Genomic DNA, 2,045 nt, shown 5'->3' on the forward strand with positions numbered 1-2,045 from the left:
CTTGCTACGCAAGGACCGGGCTGCTTCAGGTTCGGGCAGTCGCCCTCATCCCTACGCGATTAGGTTAGTTTTACAAGGCTTGGTTTTAGGATGCGCGACGGGACGCTTTGCGCCTTGCACATCCCTGGCGGACGAGAGATAAATCAACAGCAATCGATAATGTTCGTGCAAATTGAATCCCGACTCTGCTTATTTATTTTTTAAATAATAGAAGATAGAATCTTCTGTTTGCTCTGCATTATCTGCAATATCTTCTTTGTAGAAAGGGTTGAACTCTCCCCTTCTAGATTTAGTTTTCGAACTTAGCTTGTTCTGCTCATAAGTAAAAATCTCAATTACTCTTCCTTTCCTATAAGATTCCGCAATTAGGGAATCTTTTTTCCGCCATGAAATCGTATAGACATAATCTTCTGCGCTAAAATATAGATGATATGATTTTGTATCTATATCAAATTCTGCCTCCTTAAATTCAATTTTTTGGATATAATTCTTTCTAACTTCGGGCAACTCAAAAATCTCTTTTTTAGAGGTTTGACATCCAAAGAGGATCAGCACTAAAGACTTAATTACTATAACATATTGGAACTTCAAAATAACCTCCATTATATGATCTGTTTTGACAGTTGGTTTTCTTTCCATCTTGAATATTCTGCTCCCTGGTTTCCATATACTCTAAATACGCTTTTTGAATTCCCTCTAAGGTCGGATTAATTGTAACTGTAGGGGCCTTGCTCGGAGATTCTGTAATTACCTGATTAGAGAATAATCCAATCGTTTTTACAGTTTGGAAATTCTTAATACTTTCAAACTCCGCATACCCATCTGAATGTCCTCGATACATTAGTGCTTTATCAGCTACTCGGATCATCGAACGATAATCACCGTTTTCTCCATGCGTCCGAGCCTGATCCATAAGTTTCACTTTTTCATTATAAGATTGATTGAAGGAATTTCGCTCTATTTTTTCATCCTTTAAAGATGCAATGTGATAAGCGACTTCCTTATTATGCTCTCTACGCTTCTCGTTTATACTTAGGTCAACTCTATCTCCAACAGTAGTATCGTAAGTCGTCTTGCCTTCGATTGTATCCAGAAAATCTTTCCTTTTCTTAATTAAGATATCAAGACCGCCGTTCACATCGTTAAATTCTCGTTTGGCTTTCTTCTCTTCTCTCATTAACAGGTCGTCCATGAGGCGTATTGCATCTTTTGTATCATACGTCTCCGCTATATCTTTTAGCTTCTTCTGAAATGCATAACCCTCAGATCCTACTTCAAGTGCTATTCCTAGGAAACCGAGTGCACCCTTTGCTCCGCTGTAAAGTGTTTTACCAATCGATTTTGCTACTTCAAGTGCTCCATTCAATAGACCTCCTGCTGTAACATCGGCAACATGGTTTTTGATATCCAGCTTTGCCTCGATTTCATCATGGATTGCTCGCTTGTCCGAATATTTATTACTATAATCCTGATTATGCACCCAGACTCCAACTTCACCTACAAAGTATGTGTGAAAATCATCTACAACGAAGTTATAAACTGTCTCAAAGCGATTTTCAATAATGATCTCTTCGATTTCCAGGATTTCTCCGTTCGCTGTTATAGTAATATCTCCGGAGTGAAGATCCTTAGCTTCTTTCCATTCGGAGTTCTCTATTCGATAATCCTGATCTTTAGATTCAGCCTTCAAGCGTCTGAATGGGTGATTCCAAGTAGTCTCTAGCATACTTCCGTCCACGAAAATCACTTGGAAGATCGTCTCCGTTTGACGGACAAATGTTTTAGAGACTCGCTTGTAACCTATTCCTCCAGTTTCATCACTTTTAGACAGCACCTCATCCCCAACCTTAATCGTCTCAATAGCCCTCAGTCCATCCTTCGTATGAACAAGCGTCCCAGCCACAAAACAACTTCTAAAAACTACTTCACCTTTATCATTGATATAAGCAAAATCTCCAAACGCATTCCCTGCAAGTTGGTTCAGATAGATCTTAGCTTGTTCTCCTACTTGATTAAAGAAACCAGCTTCCGCTGTTCCGTTTTTA

The 2,045-nt window shown here is 39.1% G+C and carries 2 protein-coding genes; both read right to left on the reverse strand.

All coding sequences use genetic code 11. From position 1 onward, the window contains the following. Positions 1-189: 189 nt before the first annotated feature. On the reverse strand, positions 190-591 hold the full coding sequence (locus CH365_RS19780; RefSeq protein WP_165782641.1) for a hypothetical protein: 402 nt from the start codon (positions 589-591) through the stop codon (positions 190-192). Next, positions 563-2,045 (reverse strand): polymorphic toxin-type HINT domain-containing protein (locus CH365_RS19785; RefSeq protein WP_208861250.1); only part of this gene is annotated, 1,483 nt, incomplete at its 5' end. The genes CH365_RS19785 and CH365_RS19780, both read right to left, overlap by 29 nt.

Source organism: Leptospira neocaledonica (genome assembly GCF_002812205.1).
Taxonomy (GTDB): Bacteria; Spirochaetota; Leptospiria; order Leptospirales; family Leptospiraceae; genus Leptospira_B; species Leptospira_B neocaledonica.